Genomic DNA, 24,201 nt, shown 5'->3' on the forward strand with positions numbered 1-24,201 from the left:
TTAATTTAGATGAATTGATTAGAATTAACACTAAAGCATTGCTTATTTTTAAGCTCCATTAGTGTCATTTCCCCACCCCAGACACAGCCTGTGTCAAGTGCATGTAAATTTGATAAGGGGGTTTTCCCTTCAAGCGCGGCCCAGTGACCAAAAACAATTTCACAATCTAATGATTGAAAACGTGGATGAGAAAACCAGGGTACTATTGTGTTTTTATCATTAATAGTGCCTTTAGATTTTAATTCTAACTGCCCATCTAAAGTTAAAAAGCGCATTCGTGTAAAGTAGTTAACAATAAAACGAAACCGTTCAATATCTGTTAGTTGTTTACTCATTTGTGGCGGGTGCTGTGCGTACATCCCCTCCAAAAAAGAGTTTACTTCATCGCTTTGGTAGCATTGTGTGGCAAACTTAGCGTGTTTAAGTGCTTTGGGTATTGACCACTCGGGGTTTAAGCCTGCATGAGAAATGAAGGTTTTATATTTTTCTAACCATAAGGCAAGTGGTTGCTGGCGTAAAAAATGAATATAGTGAGAAAGTTTTGGTGAGTTAAATACAGCACCTAGGTTATCTTTAGGGTTAACAGGCTTGTCTAATAAATAGCATGCAATCATATGTAAATCATGATTGCCTAATGTAATAGTCACGCTGTCTTGGTTTTTATAAAGATACTCTAGGCAGGCAAGGGATTTTGGGCCCCTTGCAACAATATCGCCGACCAAGTATAGGTGATCTTTAGCGGGGTTAAAATTTACCAACTTTAACAAAGCTTGAAATTCGTCATAACAGCCTTGTAAATCACCTATAGCATAGTCAGCCATATAGCTTAGTGCAGAATGTTAGGTTGAGCTAATCTAAACACATTAATTGGCGCATCAAACTCAGTGCCAAATTCATTCTTTAATGTGTAATAACCTTGCATGGTACCTACTGGAGTTTCAATTACAGCACCACTGGTGTATTTGTAGCTCTCACCAGGCGCTATAGTTGGTTTTTCTCCAACTACACCTTCACCTTGTACTTCAATTTCTTTACCGTTAGCGTCAGTTATCAACCAATAGCGGCTTACTAATTTTGCACTGCATAAACTATGGTTTTTAATAGTCACCGAGTAGGCAAAAACGTATTTATCTAGCTCAGGTTGAGATTGTCCTTCGACATAAAAAGTTTCAACCGACACTTTTATGGGGGAACCCAAATTACTGCTTGTTGTCATAAATCCAGTTAGCTATATCAATAAATTGTTGTAATGAAAGATTTTCAGCGCGAAGAGTGATATCAATGCCAATACTTGTCAGCTCATCGGCAGTTAATAGATTGCCCAAGCTATTACGAAGCGTTTTTCGGCGTTGGTTAAACGCTTCTAAACATACAGTATTGAGTATTTTTACACTTTTAGCTGTGCGTTGTTCTGGTTTTTTCGGGATGAGACGAATTACTGCAGAGTCAACTTTTGGTGCAGGTTTGAAGCACTCAGGCGGCACCTCAACAACTGGCATTGCATTGCAGTAATATTGTGTCATAACACTTAGGCGACCAAACGTTTTACTGCCAGGCCCTGCAACCATACGTTTTACGACTTCTTTTTGAAGCATAAAGTGCATATGTTCAACGTTGTCTGCAAATTCAAATAAATGAAACAACAGTGGTGTTGAAATATTGTAAGGCAGGTTGCCAAAGACTTTTAATTTTTTGTCATCACGAACCAAGCTTGAAAAATCAAACTTCATCGCATCACCTTGATGCACGGTTAATTTAGGACCCAAAAAAGGGTGCTCTGTTAAACGTTGTGCAAGGTCTTTATCGAGTTCTACAACAGTTAAGTGACCACTTAACTCGCTGACAGGTTCAGTAATAGCGCCCAAACCAGGGCCGATTTCAACAAGGTTGTCTTCAGGTTTCGGATCGATTGCAGTAACTATTTTATCGATGATTGATTCATCAAATAAAAAGTTTTGCCCAAAACGTTTACGGGCGCGGTGACCTAAGTGTACTTTATCTGTCATTGATTCTGTGCTTTTTCATGGGCGAGCTTAATTGCTTCGCGGATCGCTAATTCAAAACTACCAACATCAGCATCACCTGTACCAGCTAAATCTAGCGCTGTACCGTGATCAACTGACGTGCGAATAAAAGGTAAACCTAAAGTAATATTCACTGACTTACCAAATCCTTTGTATTTTAGCACAGGTAAGCCTTGATCGTGATACATTGCAAGCACGGCATCTGCTTGTGATAAATATTTATCTTGAAACAGTGTATCAGCAGGAAGAGGACCTATTAGGTTCATACCTTGGTTATTTAATAACTGTAGAGTCGGCGTGATTGTTTCAATCTCTTCGCGGCCTAAATGGCCATCTTCACCTGCATGCGGGTTTAACCCACAGACTAAAATTCGTGGCTTTTCGATACCAAACTTTGTTGTTAGATCGTGGTGCAAGATACCTGCAACTTTAGATAACCGTTCGACAGTGATAGCGCGTGACACATAAGCAAGGGGAATGTGCGTGGTGACTAAAGCAACACGCAGGCCTTCTGTAGCCAACATCATGACAACATCAGGGGTATTTGATTGCTGAGCAAAATACTCAGTATGGCCGCTAAATGAGATACCAGCTTTGTTAATAATACCTTTATGTACAGGGCCAGTTACAACAGCATCAAATGTCCCATCCATATTCTTCTCTGAGGCAATGCGCAGTGTATCGAGAACATATTGACCGTTTGCATCATCGAGTACGCCTAATTCGACCTGTGCACCCAAATCAACCTGATGTAAATAAACAGTTCCAGCTGGGCAGGTTGTTGCAGGCGCTGATTCATCAAATTCAATTAAATTAATAGATAAACCCAGCTGATTAGCGCGTTGTTTTAATAACTGACCATCAGCAATCACTACAAGCTGTGCAGGCCAATCATGTTGAGCTAGCTTAAGTAATAAATCAGGGCCTATCCCGGCGGGTTCGCCGGGGGTAATCGCAATACGTAACGTCATTGGTTAGTCTTCAATTGGGAAAATATCAACATGGGCTTGTTCGCGCATTTCTTGCTGCCAGTTAAAGCTTTCTTCTTTAAATTTACGGTTAAATAACATGCTGTGAGCACGGTTACGCTTAGCAAGTTCTGTTTTATCAGCTACACGTTTATCTAGCAGCTGCACAATATGCCAACCAAATGTAGTTCTAAATGGGTCACTGATTTCATTTTGATCAAGTGAAAGTAGTGTATCTCTAAAGGCAGGAACGTATGTTGTTGGATCTGTCCAATCGTACTCACCGCCTTTAAGTGCAGAGCCTGGATCTTCAGAGTACTCTTTAGCTAATTCGCCAAAGTCGGCCGTACCTTCACGTAATTCTTTGGCAAAACCATTAAGCATTGAGCGCGCTTTTTCTTCACTTAAAATAATTGACGGTTTGATTAATATATGACGTGAGCGAACCTCTGTTGTTTCAACAACCTGACGTCCACGGATATCTTGAACTTTAACAATGTGAAAACCTGCACCAGAGCGAAGAGGCCCAATGATTGCGTCTTTTTTAGTGCCCTTTACTGCTTCAGCAAACAATGATGGCATTTCATTGATACTCATCCAACCTAGCTGGCCGCCTTCAAGCGCCTTTGAACCGCTTGATGAAGAGATAGCAATACGTTTAAATTCTTTACCGTCTTGTAAGAATTCAATAACTTTATCTGCACGTGTTTTTGCGCTGCTGATTTCGTCGGCCGTTGCATTGTTTGGAATATCAATCAATATGTGACCAATATCAAATTCTTCTGTATTTTGCCCTTGGCTTTCCATTATTTTTAATAAGTTATCTACTTCTTGCGGGCTTATATAGATACGACGATCTACATTTGCACGCATTACTTGCTGTGTCGTAATCTCTTTGCGTATCTCTTCACGATACGATTGAAAGCTTTCGCCTGACTCTTCAATTGTACGGCGCAAATCAGCAATAGAACCACCTTGCTCTTTTGCCATACCAACTAATGTTTGATCAAGTTGACTATCTGAAATCTCAAGACCCATACGCTCAGCGAGCTGCATCATAAGCGTTTGGTTAACTAGACGTTCCATCGCTTGAATACGTAACGTTTCATCTGATGGAAGTTGCTGGCCTTGCTCTTTAGCCTGCATTTTGACTCGATTAACTATGGTGTCTACTTCACTTTGTAAAATTACACCTTGGTTAACGATGCCGACTACTTTGTCAATTTCTACGGGTGCTGCGATAACGTTTTGGCATAAACCAAAACCTAATAATGCTGATGCTAATAATTTTTTTAAATTCATACTTTTTCTAATACTCTGCTAATACTAGTTATTAAGAAAATACGGTCTACGATAGCCAAAAATACCTTGTTGTAATAATTTTTGTGCATCATAACGGCTTTTACTACCTAATCCTTTCAAGACAATATTAAATCCAATGCTTGAGTCAAATGTAGCTTGTTCTTGGCCTATCGATTGATTTAAATCAGTTTCGATTTGGCGACGGGCTGTGAGTTGAAAAGCCCAACAGCACGATTCATATTGCAATCCACTGAATATCTCAATGCTACGTCCGGTATCAAGGTCGCGGTGGTAGCTATTCACAAATTGCCATTGCTCACTAATTGGAAAACTAGTAAACAAGCCAACTTGTTCGATTGTATTGCCTGAGACATCATTTGCATAGCGATGGTTCAATTGGACTAGCTGATTATTGTCACCTTTGTAGTCTAAAGTTACATTTGACTGAATAATTTGCTTACCATCAGCGTCATATTGAATCCCACCTGATAAATACCAACGACGGTGCCAATGTACCATGGTTTGTGCTGCAAACAAGGCATTATAGTTAGTATTAGGGTTTATCCCTTGCGCCGAAGGTTTGGCTGAATCATTTAAGTAAAATATTTGTCCGGCACTGAAATTAAATAGCTCTTCATTACTTTCACTGAACAAACGAGTGGTTGCACCCAATGTAAATTGATTGGCAGCTGCAATACGGTCTACACTTGAAAAACGTTTATCACGAAATAAACCAAAAAAGTCATCTTGCAGTTTTGTTGTGTCGTACAGGCCTATGTCGGATTGATCTTTATCTGGCGTATATAGATATTGCATCTGGGGTTCAAGAGTTTGAATTCCATTCTTAACGAGAGAGGTGTCACGTTCAAAGTTTAACTGACTATACAAGCGCACTTTAGGTAATGTTCTCGATACTGAATCGGCATAATCGCTGCCCTCCAAGTCGCCTTCTTGCTTATAATTAGTGTGTAATAAACTAAACTCAGATAAAAATGACCATGCGTATTCTTGATAACCATAGCTCGCCTTCGGTTCTAGGTGAAGTCGGGTGGCTTTATCAATAACTGCATCACTATTTGTGAAATGACTGATTTCGCCATCAAGAGTAAATTCAACATTACTTAATTTATATGGTTCTGTTTGCGAAAAGCCAATTTGTGGCCACGCAGCATAGGAATCGGAATGGTTACCTAGCACTTCAAAATTTTGCACTTTTATATCTGTGCGCCAACGCTCGCCTAAGTAAGATAAAGACCCTGTGCGATATAGTTGAGTGTCAGTACGCGTTGCATAATCTGAACCTAAATCAGTCAAATAGTTATCATCGCTGACGTTTGTTATATCAATATTGGCACGCCACTTGTCACCAAAATAGCTTTGTTGTTGCCAGTGAAATAAGAAACGCTCTTTTAGTTGTGGCTCCGAATCGTCCTTTTGTAAAAACTCCAACCCTAACAAACCATTACTATTTTCAGTTAAGTAACGGAACTCATTAATAAGCTGAATCCCTTTTTTAGACATGTAACGTGGTGTAATTGTGGCATCAAAATTAGGGGCAATATTCCAGTAATAAGGGGTTATGGTTTCAACACCGTAGCGGTCTGAACTAGAAATATTAGGAGTTAACAACCCTGATTTACGGCGATCATCAATAGGGAAAGTAAAGTAGGGTAGATAAAGTACAGGCGTATCCATAATACGCAACACCATATCATGTGTTTCCCCCCAGCCACTTTCACTGGATAATAAAATCTCTTCGGCTTGAATTGCCCATAAAGGAGTGTCGTTTGGGCAGGTAGTAAAGCTTGCATTCAGTAAGTTTAAGCCAGACTGATTAATAGTGAGCTTCTCAGCGCCACCGTGACCTTGTTGCTCTGTTAATTTGTAATCAGCACCAAGCAAACTAATCTCTGAGTTGTTTAAATCGGCATTGAGCCCTGCACTATTAACCTCACTAATTGCATCGCGATAGGTAATCGGTCCCGTAGCATTTAGTAAGCCTCGTTGTTTGTCAATTAATGCACTTTGTGCGGACAAACTCATATTAAGGGTGTTAATATCAACGTCGCCAGTAAATTCAGCGCTTTGTGTACCAAGCAGCTCAATATCATCTGAACGGATATCGATCATGCCAAGATCAAGGCCAATAAGCGGTTGCCAAGCACTGGTTTGCATTGAATTGCCACAAAAGTTGTGTGCCAGTTCAGTTTCGGCAAGCGATGGTGCGCTCAGTACGCTTAGCATCATAATGCCCCAGGTTTTGCTCATTTAATAACCTTAATATGGTGTCTTTGAATACAGGACTGACATAATAAAGGAAATTAATGGCAAATACAGTATTTGACTTAGTGAAAAATAGATATCGTGCCCAATGAATCGTTATAAATGTTTACAACAATTTTTAAATCAGCACTTCAATAATGAACCGTACCAGCTTTCGTTGATTACAGGAGATGCAAGTTTTCGCCGTTATTATCGTGTAGGTTGCGAAGCTAAAAACTACATAGTAATGGACTCGGACCCTCAAGTAGTTAACAACACACCGTATGTTGAGCTAAATCACGCGTTTTCAAAGCATGGTTTTATACTTCCCAAAATAATAAATTTAGATGCTCAGCAAGGTTTTTTTATCTTGAATGATTTGGGCAATACACACCTAGCTGATTTACTCCAAGACACTGAGCGAAAAGCGTATTACCAGCAACTGATTAGCTTAAGTTCAGAGTGGGCAAAAGTACCTGCTACCGAACACATGAAAGACTATGATGCTGAATTTATCCAATTTGAACTAAATATTTTTATCGAGTGGTTAGTTGAAGGGGTTTTACAGCAGCCACTCGATGCACGGGTAAAAATACTGTGGCAAACCAGCTGCGCTGTGCTTGTTGATAATTTTTTAATGCAGCCCAAAGTAACAGTACATCGTGATTTTCACAGCAGAAATATTATGCGCAGCGATGACCAATGGGTGATTATTGATTACCAAGATGCTGTCACGGGACCGGTATGTTATGACCTTGTGTCATTATTGCGCGATTGCTACTTTAAATTACCAGAAGATGAGTTAGACAGTTTAATAAACTACGCTTTTACTGAATTTTCTAAACAAGGGCTAATCAAAACAAGTGATTATGCTCAATTTACTCGCTGGTTTGACTTAACTGGTATTCAGCGCCACCTAAAGGCTGCGGGAATATTTTGTCGTCTTAATCTGCGAGATGGAAAGTCTGGATACGTAAAAAATATCTTACCAACTCTCAATTATGTCGTAGAAATAGCTAAAAAATATAACGAGCTAAATGAATTAGGTCATTGGGTTGAGTTTGATGTCATACCGGCTTTAACTAATGCTCTAAGCGAACATCTAGGTGATTAATATGAAAGCACTAATATTAGCCGCAGGTCGTGGACAACGAATGATGCCATTGACCGCATCAATGCCTAAACCTATGTTAAAAATAATGGATAAACCGTTAATTGAGCACCACATTGAACGCTTAAAAGCTGCGGGCATTACAGAAATAGTTATTAACCTTGCATGGCAAGGTAATAAAATCAAAGAGTACTTTGCAGATGGTCAAGCATTTGGTGTTCAAATTAATTATAGTCAAGAGCCTGAACAAGGCCTTGAAACTGCCGGTGGTATCATTCGTGCGTTACCACTTTTAGGTGATGATTTTATTGTTATTAATGGTGATGTATTTACCGATTATGATGTGAGTGCATTAAAGTCATTACATTTAGATGATGGTGAAGGTCATATCGTGCTTGTTGAAAATCCAGCACATAACCCAAATGGTGACTTCACGTTGCGTCACCAAGGGCCACAAAGTCAAAAGTATACGTTTTCTGGTATTAGTAGGTTTAAGGCGTCTTTTTTTCAGGGCATACCAGATGGCGTATTACCGTTGGGGCCTTTATTACGTGAGCGCTTAGCAACGGCTGATGTATCAACAGAGCTTTATATAGGGATGTGGAACGATATTGGTACACCTGAACGACTATCACAATTAAATGAAATGCTAAAAGGAGTAATGCATGTGGGGTAAAATCTTAGGTGCCTGTTTTGGTTTTATGTTTGGACGCATTATTGGCTTGTTTATTGGCCTGTACTTAGGCCATATGTTTGATAAAAGTTTAAAGCAAAACTTTGATAAAGCAGGTGGCTTTTCAAGCTTGTTTAATGGTGATGATGATATTGACCAGCGCCAAGCATTGTTTTTTACTAGCTGCTTTGCTGTTATGGGTCATATAGCAAAATCAAATGGCCGAGTCAGTGAAACGCATATTCGCGCCGCCAGTTTATTTATGGATGAAATGGACTTAACCGGTGAAAATCGAAAAGAAGCGCAAGATGCATTCAAAGCTGGTAAAGACGCTGACTTTTCATTAAAAGAAACAGTATATGACTTTAAAGAACGGTTTGCTCGGCGCCATGATTTAATCCAGTTATTTTTAGAGATCCAGATTCAGATGGCCTTTTCTGATGGCGTGTTAGCGACTCAAGAAAAAGAGCTGCTACAATTAGTGAGTAAGCAATTAGGTATTTCAAAGACTCATTTTTCGTTCGTACTAAAACGCTATCAAGCAGAATTTAATTTTCGCCAGCAACAACAGCGCTTTAATCAACAACAGCAACGCCAGCAAGGCCATAGCAGCAGTTACCGTGAAGGCTCAGGCCACCATGTGCCGCCTAACAATAATGGTATGAGCCGTACTCAAGCATTAGCATTACTAGGGCTTAATAACGAAGCCAGCGTGCGAGATATAAAAGTGGCATACAGAAAACTGATGGCTCAGCATCACCCTGATAAACTAGTATCGCAAGGTTTACCTAAACATATGATGGAGCTAGCAGTTAAAAAAAGCCAAGATATTCAATCTGCTTACGAGTTTTTAAAAAAGGCGGCGTAAAAAGCCGTCTATTTCCTTAGTTAAACGCGCGTGTTGTTCAGGTGCTGAACTAAGACCAAATAACTCCCTCTGACGATAGTCATACTTGCTGTGGCGCTTAACCCAACGCTTTCTGTCAGTTATGCTCATCAATAAGTCAGGGTTATCATTACTATAAAAAACATCTAAAAGAGGTGGGCTGATAGTTGATACAAGGGTATTTAACTGTTGGTTGCGCTCACTATTTGGTAAGTAACTACTTAAGCTAATAAATGCTTCTAAATCATCATTAGGAAAGCTGGCATAGTGCTCTAACAGCACTCCAGAACTCGCTCCTTGAGCAATCAGAACAATTTTATTTCCATCATTAAGCGCTGCTTGATAGAGCACTTCAAAACGAGCAATTAAGTTTTCTTTATAGTCATCAATCACATCATCACTGACATACTCAATTGCATCAACGTGTTTTACTGTGTTTTCTGCGCTTTCGCTAGCTTGGTCAGCTGGTGAATTTGTTTCGTTCGTATTTTCGTTTTGTTGGCTATCTGCTGTTACAGTGTCAGTTTCAGTGCTCTCAGTTTGGCTGGCTTTTTTACTTGCTTGCCAATCAATATCGGGCACTGTCATTGCTAGTGTTGTATAACCTAAGTCATTTAGGTGAGTACGTAAAAAGTTTATACCCGCGTTGTTAGTGGGTAAATTTTGCCAATCAGGAATAATTAAAACCACCGCACGTTGCTCAGCGCTCATGTACTCACGATGCAAACTAATAAATTCAGTCTCACCGGCTTTTAATTGCCTTACTTCGCTTTTAGGCATTAATCGCGATAAGTCGCTACTAACAATACTTGACCAAGAGGTGGGGGCAATGTGTTCTGCTGCACTGATAGAGTGACTTATAATGCAAATACTTATAGCACAAGTAATTACACCCGCACGTAGAAATTGCAAAAGATAAGTTGCTGAACACATATATCATCATGGCCTATTAAAACTAATAAATATATATCGGCAATAAGGCGCAAAAGTTTAACGGATTTTAAGTCGTCTAAAAGTCAGGTTGCGCTTCAAAAGTCATTAGCTGCTCAGTAATAGGATGAGTGAGCTGTAACATTTGAGCATGTAACTGCAAGCGTGCAGCTGCTGCTAATGCATCAGGGTGAGCATAAAGGCGATCACCTAAAATAGGGTGGCCTAATGACAACATATGCACTCTTAGCTGGTGAGAGCGCCCAGTAATGGGGATAAGTTCGACTCGTGTAGCGAACTCTTCATATTCAAGTACGTTGAAATGAGTTAGAGAAGGTTTGCCGTTTTCATGATCAACCATTTGTTTTGGTCTATTAGGCCAATCACAAATAAGCGGTAAATCAACAGAGCCCGTTGTTTGTGCTAATTTACCATAAACACGCGCAATGTAGCGTTTTGAAGTTTGGCGTTCTTGGAATTGCATACTTAAGTGGCGATGCGCAGCTTTATTCATCGCTAAACAAAGTACCCCTGAGGTTGCCATGTCTAAACGATGGACAATTTTAGCAGTAGGAAATACACGGTTCACACGAGATATTAAACAATCTGCGTGTTTTGGATCTTTACCTGGAACGGTTAATAATTCACTGGGCTTATTTACAATCAGTAAATCGTCATCTTGATATAAAATAGTCAAATACGGATCGAGCGGGGGATTGTAATTAATTAGCACGGCAGACCTTAGTGATTTTTAAGTGCGCTATTTTAGTTGAGTGAGTCATTTGGCTCAAGGGAAAAGGTAAAGTTTAATTGCATGCTTTTTGAACTGGTGTAAAATTACACCAGACTAAAGTTGCAGGAGTTTATTATGGCAAGACAAAGTATTTCTCTTACTGAAAAAAATGATTTATGGCTACGTAATCATGTAGAAAATATCGGTGACTACGCAAATAAAAGTGAACTGGTAAATGATTTAATACGCCGAGCAAGAAGGGCTGAGGCGATAAATAATAAGCTTGCTAAGTCAGAACAAAGTGGCTTTAGCGCTCAGTCCGCCGATGAAATGTTAGCAGAGTTCAAATCAAAGACTAAGTAATGCGAACATTTAAGCTCTCAAATGATGCGAAAGAAGACTTACGTCGTATTTATCAATACGGTTGCCAAGAGCTTTCACAGCAACAAGCAGATACTTACTTTTACAGTTTCTTCGCTATGTTTGAAAAACTAGCTGCAAACCCTTATTCCTACCAATCAGTTGACCATATACGTACAGGCTATCGGCGCGCTGTTTGCGGCTCAGACAGCATTTATTACAGAATTACAGAAACTGATGTTGAAATAATGGCTATATTAGGTGGCCAAGATACTGATGAATGGTTGTAACTTTATAAATTGAGGTGGCAAATACCTACACGATAAGCATTTAATGTGAGCCAAACTGAAGAGCTAAATATAAAAAGCGCGGTGTTTATACCGCGCTTTTTGAAATGGTGTTTTTTATTAATGCCTAACTAACCACTACACCCCTAGTGTGATACCACAATCAAGCGAATTGCATCGAGCTTTAACTGGGCCTTTTTAATATGCGTGGTTAATTCACTGCGTTGCTTATCGTAAAAAGTTAGCTCTTCTTCACGAATATTCGGGTTGATTTGCTTAAGGGCAGCCAAACGAGCTTGCTCTTGCGCTAACGACTGCTGCATTTGTTCAAGGGCTTCGGTGCGAATAACTTCTAATTTAGCTTGTGCCATCTCTTGGGCTGATTTAATCATTGGGTGAATTGCACTTTGCAGTGCACCCGCAAGTTTGCTGGCTGTTTGACGACCCACTGCTGAAAGTTGCTGATTAAAGCCATCAAAACCTACATTATCACCTAGGTTATTGCTCGCTTTATCAAGCAAGATGCGGATCGGGGTAGGAGGCAAGAAACGGCCAATCTGTAGAGATTTAGGCGCCATAGCTTCACCAACAAAAATAAGCTCAACAAAGAAAGTACCTGCAGGTAGCTTTTTATTTTTTAATAGCGCAACAGAAGCTGTACCAAAGTCATCATCGCAAATCATATCGAGCGTGCCTTGAACCATTGGGTGATCCCAGCTGATAAAGTGCACGTCTTCTTGTGAAAGTGCGGTGTCGCGGTCAAAAGTAACGGTGATGCCATCATCTTTTAAGCTTGGGAACGATGGGTTCAGCATGTGCTCCGTTGGCTTTAAAATAATGGTGTTTTCGCCTTTATCTTCTTGGCTTACGCCGAATGTATCGAATACGTTGATCATGTAGCTTGGTAATTCAAACTGATTATCGAGCTTTTCAATATCAGTGACTAATGAATCAGCTGCGCCTTGACCTGATGAATGTAGCTCTAGTAAACGGTCACGACCGCTTTCCATTTGCTTACGCAACTTCGTATTTTGGCTGGCAACTTGCTCAAGAAGTGGATCTAACTCGTCTTCATCACAGTTATGCGCGGCAATAAATTCAAGTAAGTCTTCGCTAAATTCTTTATACAGCAATTGCCCTGTGGTCGAGGTTGTTTCAAATGCATCTAGGCCTTCATTGTACCAACGCAGCAGTACTTCTTGTGCTGTGTTTTCAAAGTATGGTACATGGATGTTCACATCTTGCGTTTGACCAATACGGTCTAAGCGGCCAATACGTTGCTCTAATAAATCAGGGTTAAGTGGTAAATCAAATAACACTAAGTGATGAGCAAACTGGAAGTTACGTCCTTCTGAGCCAATTTCAGAGCAAAGTAGAATTTGCGCATTATCGTACTCATCAGCAAAGAATGCAGCTGCGCGGTCCCGTTCTATAATCGACATACCTTCGTGGAATACCGAGGCTTTAATTGCTTCACGCTCGCGCAGGATTTGTTCAAGACTAATTGCGGTTTCTGCTTTTGCACAAATCAGTAATACTTTTTCGTGCTTAAGTGTTTTAAGTGTGTCGATTAACCAATCTACACGCGGGTCAAATGCGCCCCAGCTGGCACTTTCACCTTCAAACTCTTGAAATATTTTCTCAGGGAATAAAGCACGTTGTGCACTTAATTCAGCGCTTTGAATACCGCTCATATTACCCAGTACTGAAATAGCCGTTTTATACTGCTTAGGCATTGTCATTGGATAGGCGTGTAATTTACGGCTTGGGTAGCCATCAATACCGCTGCGGCTATTTCTAAATAAAATACGGCCTGTACCATGACGGTCAAGCAGCATTGATAAAATTTCTTTGCGCGCTTTGTCATCACCACTTTGTGCTTGCTCTAACACCGAGGTGATATCGGTTTCTTTTAGTAACTCAATAAGGGTTGCTTTAGCGCTGTCGTCAAGTACTTGATGTTGCAATAGCTGATTTGCTGCTTCTGCAACATGCTTATAATTACTTTCTTCTTCAACAAATGCATCGTAATCATAAAAACGATCTGGGTCGAGTAATTGTAAGCGAGCAAAGTGGCTACGATGACCTAGTTGATCAGGTGTTGCGGTTAATAAAATAAGCCCTGGAATATCTTGGCTTAGTTCAGCCATGCGTTGGTATTCAGTACTTGGTTTACCATTATTGATACTTAGGTGGTGTGCCTCATCAACAATCAGAAGATCCCAATCGGCCAAAGTGGCTTGTTCAAACCAGCGCTTTTTCTTGGTGATGAATTCAAGGCTAGTAAGTACTAACTGCTCAGTTTCAAATACATTTGGCGAGTCGGCAAAGGCCTCATCACAACGTTCTTCATCAAAAATAGAAAAATGTAAATTAAAGCGGCGTAGCATTTCAACAAGCCATTGATGCTGCAGATTTTCAGGCACCACAATAAGAACACGACTAGCGCGGCCACTGATAATTTGCTGGTGTAATATCATACCTGCTTCAATGGTTTTACCCAGGCCTACTTCATCAGAAAGTAATACGCGGGGTGCAAAACGTTTACCCACTTCTTGGGCAATGTATAACTGATGAGGAATCAGGCTTGCACGTTGACCAATTAAGCCCTTAATTGGTGATTGCTGGCGTTCAAACTGATGTTGCCACGTTTGATAACGTAATGTGTAACGATCAAAACGGTCTACTTGACCGGCAAAAAGGCGGTCTTGTGGCTTATTAAACTTGATAAAGTGATCAAGAAAGGTTTCTTTTAATTGTGCTTGCTCACCGTTATCAACACGGGTGCCGTGATAACACAGTAGTTCACCTTGAACTTCAATAGATTCGACTTCAAGTTCCCATTCTTCAACGCTTTTGATCACATCGCCAGGATTAAATGCCACGCGAGTCACCGGCGCTTCTGTCATCGAATAAACGCGGTTTTCGCCACTGGCGGGAAATAATATGCTGACCTGACGGCCTTCAAGGGCAACGACTGTGCCTAATCCTAAATCTGACTCTGTATCACTGATCCAACGCTGACCTAAGGAAAAATTCATGTATGTCTCGTCTATGAAGAAAAAGGCGGCTATGTTACCTGTTACCTAACACCACTGCAAGGCGCTAACTAGCTCACTTTTAATTAATTTTATAACTGTGAATTATTCTTGTTTCAGTGATTACTGAGCAGACTAATTCAAAACAAAAAAAGGTTTGTCATAAAACAGACTTTTATGACATCTAAGCTAAACTTAGAATATACCTTAGCAATTAAGTTTTACAGGGCGAAGAGCCAGCCCGTTAAACCTGATTAGTTGGGTATAGCATAAAAATCATAAAACGTAAGGAAAGTGCTATGGAAAAAGCTTCGAACCTTGATAGTAAAATGTATGTGCTAGATACCAACGTACTACTTCACGAACCTCTCGCCTATTTATCTTTTCAAGAGCATGATGTTGTTATTCCTATGACTGTGTTGGAAGAATTAGATCACATCAAAGACCGCAAGCATGATGTTAGTCGTGATGCGCGGGTTGCGATTCGCGGACTCGATGACGTGTTAAGAGATGCAACACCAGAGCAAATGCTAAAAGGGGTTGCATTACCAACAAACAAAAAAGCTAAGGTGTCTTCCACGGGGACCTTGATTATTGTTAATGATCACCTTTTTGCGGATTCAATCTCAGGGTTACCCGGCAACGAAAACGACCACCGTATAATTAATTGTGCTGTTCATCTACAAAAGCAACACAGCGATGCCAAAGTTGTACTTGTGACTAAAGATATAAACATGCGTTTAAAAGCAAAAGGCGCGGGGCTTAAATTTGTTGAAGATTACCGAACTGATCAGCTTATTGATGATATTGAATTATTGAGCACCGGCTATAAAAAAGTTGAAGGTGACTTTTGGCAGCATGTGGGCGAGTGTAAAACACAGCAGCATGGCCGAGATACGTTTCATAAAGTAGCTAAAAGTTTAATACCTGACGTGTTTTGTAATGAATATTTGTTGGATGACAGTGGTCATTTTGCTGCGCGTGTTAAATCTTATGACGATGATAATATCATGCTCAAAGATATGGGAGTTGAGCGTTTAATGCATCAATCAGCGTGGGGTGTTAAACCTAAAAATATTTATCAAGGCATGGCGTTGGATGCATTGTTGGACCCCAGTATTGAACTCGTTATATTAACGGGCCCTGCGGGGTGCGGTAAAACTTTACTTGCACTTGCCAGTGCCCTTGAAATGATCATTGAAAAAGGCATTTACGACAAGGTCATTGTGACTCGTAATACGCCGGAGATAGCAGAATCTATAGGCTTTTTACCAGGCACTGAAGAAGAAAAAATGGCGCCTTGGCTTGCTGCAATAACAGATACTCTAGAGGTCCTACATAAAGGCGATGAAAACCCAGTATCAAGCCGCAACTACATTATGGAAAAAGCCAACATGCAATTTAAATCGGTCAATTTCATGCGCGGGCGAAGCATTCAAAACGCAGTGGTGATTCTTGATGAAAGCCAAAACTTAACAGCATCACAGCTTAAAACAATTATTACGCGCTGCGGCGAAGGTACTAAGCTTATTTGTTCAGGTAACCTTGCGCAAATAGACAGCAATTACTTAACGCCTGTAACATCAGGTTTAACCTATATTGTAGAGCGTTTTAAAGATTTTGAAGGCAGTGCAACGGTTAACTTAAATGGCGTGGTGCGCAGTCGTCTTGCATCATTTGCAGAAGAGAATTTATAACTTGCGTCCGAGTGCTTGGCTCGATAGTCTAGAAAAGATTATTGAGCCATACAACGGATTTTAGGTTGGAATTTTTACCCTTAAAACATTATTACCGCTCACTTGCCGTTGCTTTGGTTGTACCTTTACTTGTTGCTTTCCTTCTATGCCTGCACCTTTATAATATTAAATTTGACCGAGCAATCACTCAACGCCAAGCGGAGTTTAATAATTTATCTGCTCAACTGGCGTATCGAATGGATGCCGCCGCAAATTTAGTTACTACTTTATTAGCACAATATGAGCAGCCGCTTTTTTATCGGTTCGATCGCCAATGGTTAAATGATGTAAACCAGTTTAATGACTACTACTACCGCAAAATACCCGCACAAGGCGGAGAAATTGTAGGGCAAGGGCGCTTTTCATCAAGTCCGCGAGCTATAGCTCAGTGGCAGCAAGTTACTGCGCTTGGACCTGCATTTAGTACTACTTTATCGCTCATTCAGTCTTTGTCGGCGATAGCCTATGTTAATGAGCAAGGCTTTGCTTATGTAAAACGACGTAATGATAACGGGAGCTTTTTCCTTACTCAGATACTAGATAACCAATTTAGACCTCAGTTTAGAGATAATATGCTCGCATCCAGTAAAATTATTCAGCTCGATGATAAAGCATACTTTGCTTTGGGGCAGCGACGAAGCTCGAATAGCAATGATTATGTTATTTTAATTTATGATTTGCAGGCGGTATCTGCTTGGTTAGATAAAATTTCTTCGGATAGAGGGGAATATATTTTTCTAACAGAATCACGCCACATTATTGCCAGTTCTAAAAAGACAATACAATCAACACAACTTCTTGAGCATTACTGGTCTGAGGTTTTATTGACAGGTAGCACATTACAAGAGCAAAGCAATGACAGTCAATTACTTCTTTTTCAACAGCCACATACGCAACCAGTCACTTTAGCTTTCTATGAAACAAATGAGCAATTAACAGCGGCTATTCGATATGAAGTATTGATTGAATTTGTTTTTCTTAGTGTATTTTTAGTATCTATGTTCAGTGCTGTTTTATGGTTAAGCCAACGTATATTTGTTAAACCCATTACCCACTTAATGGCGTACCTTGAGCATAATGACACGCAAAGCTCTAAGTCGTCACATTATCAAATACCAAAAAATTGGCAGCCTTGGTTCAGCAGGATAAAAAAAATATTTAATAAGAATGCGCAGTTAGTAGATTCATTGCAGCAAGCAAATACCGAGTTAGATTCACAAGTAAAAATAAAAACGCGAGAACTTGCAAGAAGTTATGAAGCCAAAGAGCGTCATCTTGCTTTATTAAATACCATGTTAAACAGTGTGCCAGACCTAATTTATTTTAAGAATATAGATGGCTCATTTTTGGGTTGTAATCGCGCGTATGAAAAATACATTGGTGTTGAGCAAGGGCAATTAGTTGGCCTACAACTATGTGATATTAGCGATGACAGTGGAAAAATTAGCGAATTAGAGCAAGAGGTCCTTCAGAATAAAAGTCGTGCAGAGCAGCGTATTGAAAACGATAGTCATGTTTACCAACTGACCATATCGCCTTTTTATAATGAGCAAAATCAATTATTAGGCTCGATGGCAATTGGCAGAGATATTACTGCGCAAGAGCACGCGCTTAACGCCTTAAAAAGCTCTGAGTCAAAATTTAGAAGTGCTATTGAGTACGCCGCTAACGGTGTGATATTACTTTCTTTAGAACACACTATTCTTCAGTTAAATAGGGCCGCTAGAAAGCTATTTGATATTGATAAAAATGACTCTAAGCTGCTTTTTAGTTCGCTCTTTCCTAAGTCTCAGTGGCAACAAATAAACACATTCCTAGCGCGATTGCTGACGGAAAAACAGAAGGTTTATCACCTTACTCTTGAACAAGAAGCAAAGCAGAGATGGTGGCAGTTAAGTATATCGTTAGTATGGGATGCGCAGCTGGCACCCTACTATTACACTATTCATATTCAAGATATTAGCGCACTGACACAAGCTAAGCAGGATGCAGAGCGAGCGACTCAAGCGAAAAGTCGATTTATTGCAAATTTGAGCCATGAAATACGCACGCCGTTAAATGCCGTTACGGGCTTAATTGATATGGTGATGAAACAAGGCTTATCAGTACAACAGGTGCAGCATGCTAATCAGGCTAAAGACGCAGCACAGAACTTACTGGTTATGCTCAATCGTATGTTGGACTTTGCCCGAGTGGAAAGTAATCAAGCACAGCTGCAACTAAAGCCATTTAACTTCGTTGAATTAGTTGATAGCTGCGAAAGCCTGCTGTTAGGTTTATGCCAAAATACGCCGATAGACATTTATATAGAGGTCGACCCTGCAATTGCTGCCCAGCTAGTGGGTGATTATATTCTTTTACAGCGTGTACTTGGTAACTTAATAACGAATGCAGCTAAGTTTACGCATCATGGGTCGATTACATTAAAAATAGATAAAATTGACGAGCAAGGAGGCTTACAGACTCTCGCCTTTAAAGTGATAGATACCGGCGTTGGAATTGATGATGCGGATCAAAAGCGTTTGTTTGATGCGTTCACCCAGGGAGATGAGTCGTTAACCCGCCAGCACCAAGGTGTAGGTTTAGGACTTGCTATCGTTAAACATGAACTTGCACTTATGGGAGCTAAGATAGTAGTTAATAGTAGTAAAAACAATGGCAGTGAATTCTCTTTTAACGTCACTTTTAATAGCCTTGAAAATAACCAAGCAAGCCAAATTGATTGGTGTAACGCTTTAGTTATAACTGATGTTGAAAAAAGCAATGATTTTAGCCAAGCCTGTGAACTATTATCATCAGGTATTAAGTGTAAAACGTTAACTCAAGTGAAGGCGGACAGTGAATTAATCGATTGCGAATACATCATTATTAATGATTATGATTTAGCGCATTTATTAGCTATTGAATCTATTAAAGTGCAATTAAAAACGTCGAAAATCCCTATTTACTCAATAAAAAACAATCAGCAAATAGCTACCTCAGAGGATGGGGCAATTTGTGTTATCAGTATAAAGCGCTCAGCCTTTATCCAGCGATTAGCCTCTCAACATGTTTTAACTAAAAGTACATCAGTCTCGCATGCCTCGCAAGTTGAGTTTAATGGTTTACTTATTCTTGCTGTCGATGATAATCCGCTTAATCTCGATATCATTAATAATATTCTGTCTCAGGCAGGCATTAACGTATTATTTGCCACTAGTGCTCAAGAGGGGATTGAACTCGTAGAAAAAGTAAAACCTGATCTGATCCTAATGGACGTACAAATGCCTGAGTTAGATGGTTTACAAGCGACACAGATTTTACGACAAAACTATACCTCACAGCAGTTACCTATCTTTGCATTAACCGCTCATTGTGAAGCGGAAGATGAAGCGCGATCAATTGCATCTGGTATGAATATGCATTTGACCAAACCCATAGTTGCCAATACGTTATTCGAGGCTATAAGTACTGTAGAGATTGGTAAGCTAGCATTTTTTGACTTGTCCTTCGCTTTATCTCAATTTGCTGGCGATAGCGAATTGTTACAAGTGATGTTGAATAAATTAGCTGATTTATGTGAAAGTCACTTAGCAAACTTAGATAGGGAAAGGCCGCCTGCAGACATAGAAAAAATTGTACATAATATTAAAGGTGTTACTGGGAATTTAGGGTTTGTTCGTTTATCTGAATTGGCACAGCGGTTAGAAATTGCACTGAGAAAAACGTCAGAAGTTGACTATACTCTTTATAATGAGCTTATAATAGAGTTACAACAGGTGTATGCGTTTATTCAAGTAAGGAATATATAACATGTTGAAAAAAGCGAAAATACTCATCGTTGATGATGCTCCGCTTAACCGGTTAATATTAGAAAGAACGCTGGCCAATGAATACGACGTATTTTCTGAAGAAAATGGTGAAAAGGCGCTTAACTTTTTAAAATCCAATACTGTTGATTTAATTGTACTTGATATTGTCATGCCGGGTTTAAATGGCTATGAAGTGTTGGGTCGATTAAAAGAAGATCAAGCCACGCAAGCTATTCCTGTTATTTTTATTTCTGCTAATACAAGTCATGATGATGAAGCAAAAGGGTTTGAGTTAGGTGCGATGGACTACATAACAAAACCTTTTAGTACCGTTGTAGTAAAAGCCAGAGTTAAGAACCAATTGTTGATTAAGCAAAAAAACGATTTGTTAGAAATGCTGGTTGCTATCGATGGCTTAACCGAGATCCCGAATAGGCGGTTTTTAGACGAAACACTCAGTAGTGAGTGGCGCCGTAGTGTTAGAAATCATACACCATTGTCAGTTATTATAGCCGATATAGATCACTTCAAACGTTATAATGACCACTATGGCCATAGGGCTGGTGATGAATGCCTTAAAAAAGTGGCGCAAACATTAGCCAGTCAGTGCCAACGTGGTGGGGACTTTGTAGCACGCTATGGTGGAGAAGAGTTTGCCGCTGTTTTGCCTGGTGTTAATAAAGAACAAGCCTTAGCATTTGCCAATAAACTACGTGATGCTATTAAGTTGCTTAATATTGCTCACACTGAGTCGCTTAACGCTGATCACGTCACTATAAGCCTAGGGGTTGCAACAACACAGATTGAAAACTCTCAAGCCGAGACCTTACTGGTAGGAAACATTGAAAAGCAACTTCTTGAAGAAGCCGATTCTGGTTTGTATGAAGCAAAAAAATGCGGGAGAGATAAAATCATCTCCCGTAAGTTTGTCCGTTAAACGAGGGTGAAATTAGTTATTACTTAATGATTTATATAGTGTATCGCCTACACCGATAAGTTTGTCATTTTTAAACACCAAGGGGGTGCACTCATCTTTAGTCATTTTTCCATCAGAATGAATACTGTGTGTAGCATAGAATAACACTTGGTAAACGTCGTCATCTTTTTTTAATAGCTCAGTGAAGTTTGGAGTTTTAAGGCGGTTTAGCACCATTTGGTAGTTGCTATCGAGTGCTAAGTTAGCGATAGTTTCACGATTATTTTTATGGTGCTTTTCCCAGCTGCTCGATGAATCACCAGCCCAATGGGTTTCGGCTTCGCCGTCTGACACAGCGATAACACAACCTGTAAGAAATGGAGCGCTCATAGCGGCAATTAACATTAATTTTTTCATTTTTAAAAATCCTGGATTTAACTACGTTTTTCTTTAATTTGGATAGTTAACAGCAAATAATCGGCCAACTTTAAAACTCCTTTAAAATTAATACCTTAAAATTTAAAGAAATGACGAATGAGTATTTACACTATTCACTTTGGTATAAAAAGCTAAATTTTGGTCAATTAGACTAGCCTATTTCTATGTTTATCTTCGCGGTATGCGTTAATGTTTAAACAGATTTCATTTACTAGGCGGATAATTGACTCCTTGCTCGCCCAAGCAATGTGCGGGGTAAGAATCAGGTTATCTTTATTGTAATTTGCTAATGGATTAGTTGATTGTGCAGGCTCATTAGTTAATACATCAAAACCTGCCCCAGCTATTACATTGTTATCAAGTGCTTCACAAAGCTGTGCTTCATTTACAATCCCGCCTCGTGCTGTATTTATTAAGAGTGCGTTAGGTTTCATCATCATGAGCTCTTCAGTACCTATTAGGTTGAGAGTGTCATCATTTAAAGGGCAATGAATACTGATAATGTCAGCGGTTTTAATTGCTTGGTAAAACTCAACCCTTCCTTCTCGTGGTGAACTATTTTTGCGTTCGCTCACAATAACATTGGCACCAAATGCTCTGGCAACGTTTGCAACACCTTCACCCAAAGCACCATGACCAATGATTGCCAGCGTTTTACCCGCAATTTCATTAATGTTGTAATCAAGCCTGCAAAACATTTGGCTTTTTTGCCACAGTCCTTGTTTACAGTCTGCAGCATAGCGATGTGTTTGTCCTAGTAAGTTGGTGATGAGTGTAAATGTATGTTGTATGACTGAAGGGGTAGAGTAACCAGCCACATTTGTCACAGCGATCCCCAGCTCTTTTGCTGCATTAAGATCTATATTATTAGTGCCAGTTGCTGCTACGCAAATTAATTTTAGGTCCGGCAACATGCGCATTGATTCACGATTCAATTTTACTTTATTGGTGATTAATATATTTGCACCAGCGCTGTGTTGTAAAACTTGCTCAGGTGTTGTTAAAGGATAATGAGTGAAATTCCCAAGTGATTCAAAAGGCGCTAGAGGAGTTTCAGCCAGTGTGGCTGAGTCAAGTAATGTTATTTTCATATATTTTCCTTTTAATCAATTTAAATGCTTGACCTTAGTGTGTACTCTAAGGTTTATAGTGTAATCATATTAGCTCAGCCCACTAATTATCTGTGGAGACAATGATGAAAATAGGCGAATTTGCAAGTCAGCTTGGTGTAAGTACAGATACGCTAAGGTACTATGAAAAGCATAAGTTGTTAATGCCTTCTAGGCGAACTAGTGCAGGCTATCGAGACTATTCTCATTCGCAGCTGAGGCAAATGAGGTTTATATTAAGAGCTAAAAATGTTGGCTTTAGTTTGGCTGAAATAAAAGAGTTATTACAAATAAAGTTTCACAAGCAGCAACATTCGTGTAATGAGGTAAAAGAGTTAACGGTGCAAAAACGTGATCTAGTTGCTGCGCGGATTGAGGAACTTAATCGTTTTCATCAATCGTTGACAATATTGGCCGAGACATGTTGCGGGGGAGAAGAGCCTGCAGATAATTGCTCAATTTTATCGACTTTGGAGGATTTAGATGGACTTAATTAATAATTTTTGGCAACTATTTCTTTTGTCAGCGCCTTGGCTCATGTTGGGGTTATTTATCGCCGGTGTATTAAATGTTTACTTACCTGCTAATTTTTTAAATAAACACCTTGGTAAAGAAGGTTTTTGGACGACGGTTAAAGCCGCACTTATTGGTGCACCTATGCCACTGTGCTCATGTGGTGTGATCCCCGCTGCTATTGGGCTGCGTCGAGCTGGTGGGTCAAAAAGTGCGACCACTGCATTTTTAGTGTCAACCCCTGAAACTGGCGTTGACTCAGTATCCGTATCGTATGTGTTGTTAGGCCCGTTCATGGCAATTATCCGTCCTATAGCGGCTATCACGAGTGCTATTGTTGCTGGGGTTTTAGTTGGGCGTGATGCTACAAGAAGTAGCAACACAGTTGATAACGTCACTGCAGAGCCAAATTCACAAGCAAGTTGCTGTGCAAGTAAGGATAAGCCTAAGCCAGAAAGTACCTCTTGTTGTTCATCAACATCACAACCTTCAACGAAACCTAAGCAGTCTAGTTGTTGTGCAAGTAAAGAAGTTACAGCGCCGACACAATGGCAGAAAATCCAGCAAGCTATTAAGTTTAGTTGTAATAAACTACTGTCAGACACGATGACATGGTTAATGATTGGATTGTTTTTTGCGGCTTTAGTACAAACGTTTGTTCCCGAGTCGTTTCTAAGCCAGTGGGGGAGTGGACTTTTAGCCATGACCGTGGTGATTTTAATTAGTATCCCTATGTATATCTGTGCAACAGCTTCTACGCCGATAGCAGCAGGTTTATTACTGAGTGGTGTTGCACCTGGTGCGGTATTGGTTTTTATGTTGGCAGGACCTGCAACCAATGTGGCGACCTTGGGAGTGGTAGCAAGCGAGCTTGGTAAACGAGCTGTGGCTGCGTACTTAATCGGTGTAATCGGTGTTGCAATTGCTTTTGGTTTTTTAACTGACTACCTAGTAGCGCAATATGGTTTTGTAGTAAGTCCTATGTTGGGACATGAACATGAAATTCTACCTTATTGGTTTAGCCTAGTTTGTGGCCTAATATTAATGGTGTTAATGTTACGTTTAGTGCTAAAAGCAACGATATCCAGAGTTACAACAACTGGTAAGAGGATTACTTAATTATT

Annotated in this window: 21 protein-coding genes; 10 read left to right on the forward strand and 11 right to left on the reverse strand. The window is 39.9% G+C overall.

The genetic code is table 11. The features are described 5' to 3' along the window. Positions 1–5 precede the first annotated feature (5 nt). The 6 genes from ACFI4Z_RS09255 to lptD are packed head-to-tail and all read right to left on the reverse strand — an operon-like array spanning position 6 to position 6,562. Complete coding sequence (locus ACFI4Z_RS09255; RefSeq protein ID WP_462670328.1) at positions 6–821, reverse strand: symmetrical bis(5'-nucleosyl)-tetraphosphatase; 816 nt, start codon at positions 819–821, stop codon at positions 6–8. 5 nt (positions 822–826) lie between these two features. Then, the gene (apaG, locus tag ACFI4Z_RS09260) at positions 827–1,216 is read right to left on the reverse strand and encodes a Co2+/Mg2+ efflux protein ApaG (RefSeq protein WP_394192637.1); all 390 of its coding nucleotides are present in this window, start codon (positions 1,214–1,216) and stop codon (positions 827–829) included. Then, on the reverse strand, positions 1,200–2,006 hold the full coding sequence (gene rsmA, locus ACFI4Z_RS09265) for a 16S rRNA (adenine(1518)-N(6)/adenine(1519)-N(6))-dimethyltransferase RsmA (RefSeq protein ID WP_099294660.1): 807 nt from the start codon (positions 2,004–2,006) through the stop codon (positions 1,200–1,202). Before rsmA ends, apaG begins: the two co-directional genes overlap by 17 nt. Continuing rightward, on the reverse strand, positions 2,003–2,995 hold the full coding sequence (pdxA, locus tag ACFI4Z_RS09270) for a 4-hydroxythreonine-4-phosphate dehydrogenase PdxA (protein ID WP_462670329.1): 993 nt from the start codon (positions 2,993–2,995) through the stop codon (positions 2,003–2,005). The genes rsmA and pdxA overlap by 4 nt, the downstream gene beginning before the upstream one ends. A gap of 3 nt (positions 2,996–2,998) precedes the next feature. After that, positions 2,999–4,306, reverse strand: coding sequence for a peptidylprolyl isomerase SurA (gene surA, locus ACFI4Z_RS09275; protein ID WP_462670426.1), 1,308 nt, complete (start codon positions 4,304–4,306; stop codon positions 2,999–3,001). Between the two features lie 12 nt (positions 4,307–4,318). Further along, positions 4,319–6,562, reverse strand: coding sequence for an LPS assembly protein LptD (lptD, locus tag ACFI4Z_RS09280; protein ID WP_462670330.1), 2,244 nt, complete (start codon positions 6,560–6,562; stop codon positions 4,319–4,321). 103 nt (positions 6,563–6,665) lie between these two features. Between lptD and ACFI4Z_RS09285 the strand changes: the two genes are divergently transcribed. The 3 genes from ACFI4Z_RS09285 to djlA are packed head-to-tail and all read left to right on the forward strand — an operon-like array spanning position 6,666 to position 9,208. Further along, positions 6,666–7,670, forward strand: a complete 1,005-nt coding sequence (locus tag ACFI4Z_RS09285) for an aminoglycoside phosphotransferase family protein (RefSeq protein WP_462670331.1) — start codon at positions 6,666–6,668, stop codon at positions 7,668–7,670. Between the two features lies 1 nt (position 7,671). Continuing rightward, positions 7,672–8,343: an N-acetylmuramate alpha-1-phosphate uridylyltransferase MurU gene (gene murU / locus ACFI4Z_RS09290; RefSeq protein ID WP_462670332.1), complete on the forward strand. Its 672-nt coding sequence runs from the start codon at positions 7,672–7,674 to the stop codon at positions 8,341–8,343. Further along, entirely contained in the window at positions 8,333–9,208 is an 876-nt protein-coding gene (gene djlA / locus ACFI4Z_RS09295; protein WP_462670333.1) for a co-chaperone DjlA, read from the forward strand. The genes murU and djlA overlap by 11 nt, the downstream gene beginning before the upstream one ends. Here the strand turns inward: djlA and ACFI4Z_RS09300 are convergent. Together ACFI4Z_RS09300 and rluA are read right to left on the reverse strand one after the other, a co-directional pair. After that, entirely contained in the window at positions 9,191–10,159 is a 969-nt protein-coding gene (locus ACFI4Z_RS09300) for a DUF3530 family protein (protein WP_462670334.1), read from the reverse strand. The genes djlA and ACFI4Z_RS09300 overlap by 18 nt on opposite strands. A 76-nt stretch (positions 10,160–10,235) precedes the next feature. Continuing rightward, positions 10,236–10,889 (reverse strand): bifunctional tRNA pseudouridine(32) synthase/23S rRNA pseudouridine(746) synthase RluA, encoded by a 654-nt coding sequence (rluA, locus tag ACFI4Z_RS09305; protein WP_462670335.1) that lies wholly within the window; start codon positions 10,887–10,889, stop codon positions 10,236–10,238. A gap of 135 nt (positions 10,890–11,024) precedes the next feature. On the opposite strand from rluA, the gene ACFI4Z_RS09310 reads away from it, so the two are divergent. Continuing rightward, a complete protein-coding gene (locus ACFI4Z_RS09310) occupies positions 11,025–11,252 on the forward strand; it encodes a ribbon-helix-helix domain-containing protein (protein ID WP_462670336.1) in 228 nt (75 codons plus the stop codon). Beyond that, positions 11,252–11,539 (forward strand): type II toxin-antitoxin system RelE/ParE family toxin, encoded by a 288-nt coding sequence (locus ACFI4Z_RS09315; protein WP_462670337.1) that lies wholly within the window; start codon positions 11,252–11,254, stop codon positions 11,537–11,539. Before ACFI4Z_RS09310 ends, ACFI4Z_RS09315 begins: the two co-directional genes overlap by 1 nt. A 143-nt stretch (positions 11,540–11,682) precedes the next feature. Here the strand turns inward: ACFI4Z_RS09315 and rapA are convergent, their stop codons facing one another. Continuing rightward, the gene (rapA, locus tag ACFI4Z_RS09320) at positions 11,683–14,577 is read right to left on the reverse strand and encodes an RNA polymerase-associated protein RapA (RefSeq protein WP_462670338.1); all 2,895 of its coding nucleotides are present in this window, start codon (positions 14,575–14,577) and stop codon (positions 11,683–11,685) included. Positions 14,578–14,873: 296 nt separating this feature from the next. Here rapA and ACFI4Z_RS09325 point away from each other — a divergent pair, with 296 nt between their 5' ends. The 3 genes from ACFI4Z_RS09325 (at position 14,874) to ACFI4Z_RS09335 (ending at position 21,038) form a co-directional block, all read left to right on the forward strand. Further along, on the forward strand, positions 14,874–16,271 hold the full coding sequence (locus ACFI4Z_RS09325; RefSeq protein WP_462670339.1) for a PhoH family protein: 1,398 nt from the start codon (positions 14,874–14,876) through the stop codon (positions 16,269–16,271). A gap of 65 nt (positions 16,272–16,336) precedes the next feature. Then, positions 16,337–20,101: a PAS domain-containing hybrid sensor histidine kinase/response regulator gene (locus ACFI4Z_RS09330; RefSeq protein WP_462670340.1), complete on the forward strand. Its 3,765-nt coding sequence runs from the start codon at positions 16,337–16,339 to the stop codon at positions 20,099–20,101. A 1-nt stretch (position 20,102) separates the two neighbouring features. Then, complete coding sequence (locus ACFI4Z_RS09335; RefSeq protein ID WP_462670341.1) at positions 20,103–21,038, forward strand: diguanylate cyclase; 936 nt, start codon at positions 20,103–20,105, stop codon at positions 21,036–21,038. Between the two features lie 12 nt (positions 21,039–21,050). Here the strand turns inward: ACFI4Z_RS09335 and ACFI4Z_RS09340 are convergent, their stop codons facing one another. Next, positions 21,051–21,434: a DUF3192 domain-containing protein gene (locus ACFI4Z_RS09340; protein ID WP_462670342.1), complete on the reverse strand. Its 384-nt coding sequence runs from the start codon at positions 21,432–21,434 to the stop codon at positions 21,051–21,053. Between the two features lie 167 nt (positions 21,435–21,601). Continuing rightward, a complete protein-coding gene (locus ACFI4Z_RS09345; RefSeq protein ID WP_462670343.1) occupies positions 21,602–22,546 on the reverse strand; it encodes a D-2-hydroxyacid dehydrogenase in 945 nt (314 codons plus the stop codon). A gap of 104 nt (positions 22,547–22,650) precedes the next feature. On the opposite strand from ACFI4Z_RS09345, the gene zntR reads away from it, so the two are divergent. Both zntR and ACFI4Z_RS09355 read left to right on the forward strand, forming a co-directional pair. Next, positions 22,651–23,061: a Zn(2+)-responsive transcriptional regulator gene (gene zntR, locus ACFI4Z_RS09350; RefSeq protein ID WP_462670344.1), complete on the forward strand. Its 411-nt coding sequence runs from the start codon at positions 22,651–22,653 to the stop codon at positions 23,059–23,061. Further along, positions 23,048–24,196, forward strand: coding sequence for an SO_0444 family Cu/Zn efflux transporter (locus ACFI4Z_RS09355; RefSeq protein ID WP_462670345.1), 1,149 nt, complete (start codon positions 23,048–23,050; stop codon positions 24,194–24,196). Before zntR ends, ACFI4Z_RS09355 begins: the two co-directional genes overlap by 14 nt. The last annotated feature ends 5 nt before the right edge of the window (positions 24,197–24,201 follow it).

Source organism: Pseudoalteromonas sp. RWi3, from assembly GCF_054960735.1.

Coding starts and splice junctions, on each gene's coding strand:
- ACFI4Z_RS09255 (WP_462670328.1), bottom strand. CDS start 821: ATGGCTGACTATGCTATAGGTGATTTACAAGGCTGTTATGACGAATTT.
- apaG (WP_394192637.1), bottom strand. CDS start 1,216: ATGACAACAAGCAGTAATTTGGGTTCCCCCATAAAAGTGTCGGTTGAA.
- rsmA (WP_099294660.1), bottom strand. CDS start 2,006: ATGACAGATAAAGTACACTTAGGTCACCGCGCCCGTAAACGTTTTGGG.
- pdxA (WP_462670329.1), bottom strand. CDS start 2,995: ATGACGTTACGTATTGCGATTACCCCCGGCGAACCCGCCGGGATAGGC.
- lptD (WP_462670330.1), bottom strand. CDS start 6,562: ATGAGCAAAACCTGGGGCATTATGATGCTAAGCGTACTGAGCGCACCA.
- ACFI4Z_RS09285 (WP_462670331.1), top strand. CDS start 6,666: ATGAATCGTTATAAATGTTTACAACAATTTTTAAATCAGCACTTCAAT.
- murU (WP_462670332.1), top strand. CDS start 7,672: ATGAAAGCACTAATATTAGCCGCAGGTCGTGGACAACGAATGATGCCA.
- djlA (WP_462670333.1), top strand. CDS start 8,333: ATGTGGGGTAAAATCTTAGGTGCCTGTTTTGGTTTTATGTTTGGACGC.
- ACFI4Z_RS09300 (WP_462670334.1), bottom strand. CDS start 10,159: ATGTGTTCAGCAACTTATCTTTTGCAATTTCTACGTGCGGGTGTAATT.
- ACFI4Z_RS09310 (WP_462670336.1), top strand. CDS start 11,025: ATGGCAAGACAAAGTATTTCTCTTACTGAAAAAAATGATTTATGGCTA.
- ACFI4Z_RS09315 (WP_462670337.1), top strand. CDS start 11,252: ATGCGAACATTTAAGCTCTCAAATGATGCGAAAGAAGACTTACGTCGT.
- rapA (WP_462670338.1), bottom strand. CDS start 14,577: ATGAATTTTTCCTTAGGTCAGCGTTGGATCAGTGATACAGAGTCAGAT.
- ACFI4Z_RS09325 (WP_462670339.1), top strand. CDS start 14,874: ATGGAAAAAGCTTCGAACCTTGATAGTAAAATGTATGTGCTAGATACC.
- ACFI4Z_RS09335 (WP_462670341.1), top strand. CDS start 20,103: ATGTTGAAAAAAGCGAAAATACTCATCGTTGATGATGCTCCGCTTAAC.
- ACFI4Z_RS09340 (WP_462670342.1), bottom strand. CDS start 21,434: ATGAAAAAATTAATGTTAATTGCCGCTATGAGCGCTCCATTTCTTACA.
- ACFI4Z_RS09345 (WP_462670343.1), bottom strand. CDS start 22,546: ATGAAAATAACATTACTTGACTCAGCCACACTGGCTGAAACTCCTCTA.
- zntR (WP_462670344.1), top strand. CDS start 22,651: ATGAAAATAGGCGAATTTGCAAGTCAGCTTGGTGTAAGTACAGATACG.
- ACFI4Z_RS09355 (WP_462670345.1), top strand. CDS start 23,048: ATGGACTTAATTAATAATTTTTGGCAACTATTTCTTTTGTCAGCGCCT.